At 68.1% G+C, this 5,339-nt stretch carries 5 protein-coding genes; 2 read left to right on the top strand and 3 right to left on the bottom strand.

Going from position 1 to position 5,339, the window contains the following annotated elements:
- Positions 1-56: 56 nt before the first annotated feature.
- Entirely contained in the window at positions 57-1,274 is a 1,218-nt protein-coding gene (locus tag ACFRMQ_RS37575) for a hypothetical protein (protein WP_380735356.1), read from the bottom strand.
- 435 nt (positions 1,275-1,709) lie between these two features.
- Between ACFRMQ_RS37575 and ACFRMQ_RS37570 the strand changes: the two genes are divergently transcribed.
- Positions 1,710-2,567: a helix-turn-helix domain-containing protein gene (locus ACFRMQ_RS37570; protein ID WP_380735355.1), complete on the top strand. Its 858-nt coding sequence runs from the start codon at positions 1,710-1,712 to the stop codon at positions 2,565-2,567.
- Complete coding sequence (locus tag ACFRMQ_RS37565) at positions 2,564-3,073, top strand: DUF397 domain-containing protein (protein WP_380735354.1); 510 nt, start codon at positions 2,564-2,566, stop codon at positions 3,071-3,073. The genes ACFRMQ_RS37570 and ACFRMQ_RS37565 overlap by 4 nt, the downstream gene beginning before the upstream one ends.
- Positions 3,074-3,118: 45 nt before the next feature.
- Here the strand turns inward: ACFRMQ_RS37565 and ACFRMQ_RS37560 are convergent, their stop codons facing one another.
- Positions 3,119-3,817 carry an HAD family hydrolase gene (locus ACFRMQ_RS37560; RefSeq protein ID WP_380735353.1) on the bottom strand — a complete coding sequence of 233 codons (699 nt, stop codon included), beginning with the start codon at positions 3,815-3,817 and terminating at the stop codon, positions 3,119-3,121.
- Between the two features lie 206 nt (positions 3,818-4,023).
- A complete protein-coding gene (locus ACFRMQ_RS37555; RefSeq protein ID WP_380735357.1) occupies positions 4,024-5,178 on the bottom strand; it encodes an IS701 family transposase in 1,155 nt (384 codons plus the stop codon).
- Positions 5,179-5,339: the final 161 nt, after the last annotated feature.

Here is a 5,339-nt window from a genome sequence, read left to right as displayed (position 1 = left end):
GGTGCCGAGTGGCCGACCATCCAGGTCGGCCACCCGGCACCGCGCGGGGAGGGGCGTCAGGCCGCGGCCGGCACCTTGACGTCGAGGTGGGCGGCGAGTTCGAGCAGGGCGGGGGTCGCCTCGCGGCGGCACATGAAGTCCTCGTCCCGCGCGCCCTCGACCAGGTACGGGCGGAACACCGAACCCTCCTCGAAGCCCTCGCGGTCCAGGAAGAACACCTTCAGGCCGCGCTCGCGGGCCCGGGCCTGCACCCGGCGGCGGTCGGCGTGGCTGCCGATGACCAGCAGCGACTTGGCCCCCGGGAGGAAGGGGACGTCCGGGATCTGTTCGTGGTAGCGGCGGACGTAGTGCTCGTCCAGGCCGGCCCGGGCCATCAGGCCGTCGAAGTTGTTGGTGATCACCGGCCCCACCAGGTGCCCGGCGTCCGCCAGGCCGCGCAGGGTCCGGTGGCCGATGGTCGGCTCCGCCTGGAGGCAGGCCCGGGTCATCTCGGTCAGCTCCGGCATCTTCGCCTCCGGCGCACCGAGGATCTCCGGCAGGAACGTGTCCTCCCCGGGCGACAGCACGAACCGGTGGTCGGTCATGTCGGTCACCCGGTAGACCTCGTGCAGCCGGTGCAGCGGCGGCACCCCCGCTTCCACGGACATACCGCACCCGACCTCGACCTGGAACGGCAGGAAGTCCGCGATCCGGAACAGGTCCGGGATCAGCGTCGGGTTGCCCCGCTCCTCCTTGATCCGCATGCCGGCCGCCATCACCTTCCACGGCATGTTCTGGTCGTAGAGCGCGGGCATGTGCCCCGCGGAGGTGATCGTCACGTCCAGGCTCTCGTACCCGGCCGGGAGAGCGCGCCCGGCGAGCTCGTCCTGCGGGTGCACGCGGTGCGGCACCACCGTGCACTCCAGGTCCCCGCGCCGCCACAGGCCCCGCTGTCCCGGCTGCCAGCCGCCGTCCGCGAGCGCCTTGCGGACCCGGTCGACGTGGTGGGCCAGCTCGGCCTCCGGGTAGGAGGCGCTGTGGAAGATGTACAGCTCGGGGACGGTGAGCACCGTCCCGCCGACCTGCTTGGTGTCGTAGCGGTAGCGGTAGTGCAGGATGCGCCGACGGCCGTCGTCGGGGCCGGTCCAGCCGGATTCCGCGGCGTTGCGGGGGTCCTGGGTGCGCCGCCACAGGCCCTCTTCCAAGTCGCGGGGCCGGTCGCGCCGGCTGACGTACCGCTCCCACCGCTTCGCCAGGGTCGACGAGAGTTCCGCTGCCTCGTACGGGAAGCGCATGGTGCTCTCCCTGCTGTAGATGTCCGCGCCGCGAGGGCGCCCAGCCGGTTCCGTGATCAAGTCCCCGCACCACGGCAGGAACGTGCCGTAGCCACTCAGGTGGGGGAATGCAGCGAGATCACGAGAATCGCGATCCGGAGGTGCGCCTCGGCGTGAAGGGAAGAGCAATACCTGGCGTTGAGGCCTCGCGGTCAACCATCCTGCGGTTCAAGCGAGTTGCTGAGGCTCAGCAGCCAGGGCGAGAGCATGCCGAAGAAGAGGCGCACTACCAGCCATTGCAGTCCGTGCCGTAACAGACACTGACTGCACCCAAAATGATGACGCGCCGTCAGGGTGCTGGCAAGGGTTCGCGATAGGAAAAGTTTTCCTGTGCGCCAAGCTGTATGGGCTCTGCTCGGCCGAGCCACTACGATCGATCTGACTTGGGAGGTGCCGATGCCTGGAGAACCCAACCCCCGACGCCGGAGGCTGGGCGCCGAGGTGCGCCACCGTCGCGTTGAACTCGGCTGGTCCCTGGAGGTATCGGCCAAGCAACTCGGGTACGGGTCGGCAAGCACCGCCCACAAGATCGAGTCCGGCCACCAGAAGATCACCCTCCAGCAGCTCCCCCACTTCCTCGGCGTCCTCGGAGTCGCCGAGCCGGCCGCGCAGGAGTTCTGGCGGGAACTGGTGGTCAGCGCGGGCAGCGACGACTGGACCGAGCGCTTCCCGGGCGACGCGGACGACCCCTTCGGCAGCTACTACACCGATATCGAACTCGCCAGGTCTGCCTTCCTCTGGTCCCCGACCGCGCCGCACGGTCTCCTCCAGCACCCCCTCGCCGAACGAGAGATCATCGAGGCCGGGCGCGGCTGGAGCACCCCTGCCGACATCGATCGGTTCGTCACCATGCGCGCCGAACTCCGCGAGCGCGTCCTCTCGCGGCAGCCACCGCCGACGATCACCTCCGTCCTCACCGAGGGCCAGCTTCGTCAGGAGATCGGCGGACGTACCGGAGCGCGCCAGCAGGCCACGCACCTCGCAGAGCTGGCAAAGACCGTCCCCGGCATCAAAATTCTTGTGCTCCCCTTTGCCGCCGGCGCGCACGCGGGAATAGACGGGCCGTTCATGCTGATGGAGTTCCCTACGGGCCGCACGAGCGTCACCATCGAAGGCAGGCGGTCAGCTCTCCACATCCACGAGGCCGATGTCGTCGCCGAGTACAAGTCCGTCAGCGAGCACATGATGGACGACGCCCTCTCCCCCGAAGACTCCCTCACCTTCCTGGAACAACTCGCTGAGGAATACGCATGACCCTGCACCGCGGCGCGCCCGTCCCCACCGTCCCGCGCACCGACGCCGCCCCCGTCTGGCTGGCCCAGCAGCTTGCCCAGGCCCAGTGGCGGTCCGCCAGCACCGGCGGTACGAACTGCGCCGAGGTCGCCCTCCTGCCGCACAGGATCACTGCCGTACGCGATTCCCTCAACCCTGACCAGCAGCCCCTGGTCCTCTCCGACACGGCGTTCGAGCAGTTCGCCGACGCGGTCATCGCCGACCTGTTCCGCAGGCCGCCCGGCCTCGACTCGAACCCCGTCACCGCGACCGGCAAGAACGAACTCGGCGCCGAGTGGCTGGCCACTCACCTTGACTCGGCCACGTGGCGGTTCGGGGGCAGCGAGAGCATCGGCGTGGCCTTCCTGCCCCGTGCCGTTACCGCCTTCTGTAGCCCTCTCGGCCAGGACAGCCACCTCTTGATCTTCGCGCAGCCCGAGATCACCGACTTCTTCGCAGGCATCAGAGCTGGGCTGTTTCGTCGGTGAGGCGGCAGCAGCTGTAGCGGCGAACCTGAGCGCGTGTCACGACGTTCAGTTCTGTTCGGCGGCAACATGCGCAAGGTGCGCCAGCAGGGCAGCTGTGTCGGTCAGGTCCGGCAACACCACCTCGGCGCCGGCCATGCGAAGGTCAGAGGCGGAATGAACCCCTGTGGCGACGGCCACGACATGAACCCCGCTGGTCAGTGCGGCCTCGACGTCCCGGGGAGTGTCACCGACCAGCACCACAGGTGCACCCGCCGGGAAAGCATGGGCGACGTGGATGCGGTCTCGGGCCACCGCGACGAGTGCCGCCCGATCCCGGTGGTCGGCACCGTAGGCACCGACCTCCAGGTCCACCAGGCCGTCGAGCCCGAAGGCTGCCAGCTTCACCCGGGCGTTCGCCGCGATGTTCCCGGTCAGCACCGACGAGACGACCCCGGGCTCCTGCGCGACAGCGGTAAGGGCCTGCCGGACACCGGGCAGCGCGCGGCCGCGCAGCCGCAGCGCCTCGGACCATACCCGGCCGGCCGCTTCAAGAGCGGCCTGGATGACGTCCCACCCCGGCTGGACCAGACCGTCACGGTCGAACATCTCTCGCATGATCAGTCGATCGGTGCGCCCTTCTGTCACCGCAGGGCCAGAAGGCCGATGTTGCGCCACGGCCTCGAAAGCCGCCGCATAGATCTCCTTGCTCACTCCCGCGTTGTCGATGAGCGTGTGGTCGATGTCCCACAAGACGATGAGCGCCATCGGACCAGCGTAGGCAACCCGTCTGATGCGCGTCGGCCGCTACGCGTCCTAGTACTGCAACGACACTTCGACATGCCCTCTTCGCTTGTAGTGGCTGGCGCGTGCCCGGGCTTGGGCTTCTCTGCGCCAGTGGGACCAGGCGAGCGCATGCCGGATTCCGTGGCGAATCGGAGAGGAGACGCGGTTGAACAGCCGTCGTGCCTCGTTCATGCTGACGGGCACGAGGGCTTCATCAGTTCGAGTTTTCTCGTCCCCTTTTTTGTCTCGGCCCGCAGGATAGCGAGGAAAACGAGAGCGGCCATCGAGAGGGTGACGTGCCGGTACCACGGGGTGTAGCCGCGAATCTGGTAGTGGTCGAGGCCAGCCTCGTTCTTCGCGGTCTGGAAGCACTCCTCCACCATCCACCGCGCCCCCGCGATCTCCGTGAGCTTTTCAAGCGGGGTCCCGGTCGGGCAGAAGCAGATGTAGTAGGCGATTTCCGTGGGATCGGAGGTGCTTCGCCGAGCAAGCAGCCAGTGGTCCCATCCCTCGCGCCGCCAGGGCCGGATCGGGGCCGCGGCCCAGTTGTACTCCCGCGGGCCGTGGGCGCCGTCGCCGCAGCTCAAGCGCTGCCACGCCTCGTCCGGAAGGCGGCCGATCAGCTCGTGCGCGCGGGCCTGGCCGAAGAACTCCATGGTCATGACCATCTGGGATTTCGGAACTGCGAGCACATGGGGGATGTCGTTCTCCTCCAGCCAGAGCCGCAGGCGCCCGGTCTGGCCGTAGAGTTCATCGGCTGTCACCCAGCCGAACGGCACTTCGGATTCCACCGCGCGTTTCAGCATCCGCAGTCCGATATCGGGTTTGGTGGCGAACTGGACGTCGTCTCCGATGCCCGCCGCCCGGCAGCGTTCACGGTCCGAGGTCCAGTCCTTCGGCAGGTACAGCTCCCGGTCGATCAGCGCCCGGCCCCGGTTGGATCCGTAGGCCAGGAACACCGCCACCTGGGAATTCTCGATCCGGCCAGCTGTGCCCGAGTACTGGCGGGCCACGCCCGCCGACCGGACACCCTTCTTCAGGAACCCTGTCTCGTCGAGGATGAGAACTCCATCATGGGGATCGCCGATGTTCTCCAGAACGGCATCACGGACATCGTCGCGCAGCGCGTCGGCGTCCCACTGGTAGTGATTCAGCAGGCGCTGCATCCCCTGCGGGCCATCGTCGCCGGCGGCCTCGGCCAGGGTCCAGCCGTTCTTCCGCTCGGCCTCGCCGAGCAGTCCCCGCAGGTAGGACACCATCCGCCGCCGGGGCTCCACCCGACCGAAGCGGCCGGCGAACCGCCCCGTGAAGTCAGCAAACTCGCCCGACCATCCGTCAGTTATGTCTTCCAACACGAACACACTCAACGAGGCGAGCACACGCAACGTTACGGAGTGTCGTTGCAGTACTAGTGCTGCCCCGCAGAAGTTCGTTGAGGGGTGTTGATCAGATGACCGATCCGCTGAGGTAGAGGTCACCTGCGCAGTCGAGGGCTTCCTCCGGG

This window comes from Kitasatospora sp. NPDC056783, assembly GCF_042789895.1.
Taxonomy (GTDB): Bacteria; Actinomycetota; Actinomycetes; order Streptomycetales; family Streptomycetaceae; genus Kitasatospora.
Note: the sequence above shows the minus strand (reverse complement) of the source record. Positions and strands in the feature narration are given on the sequence as shown.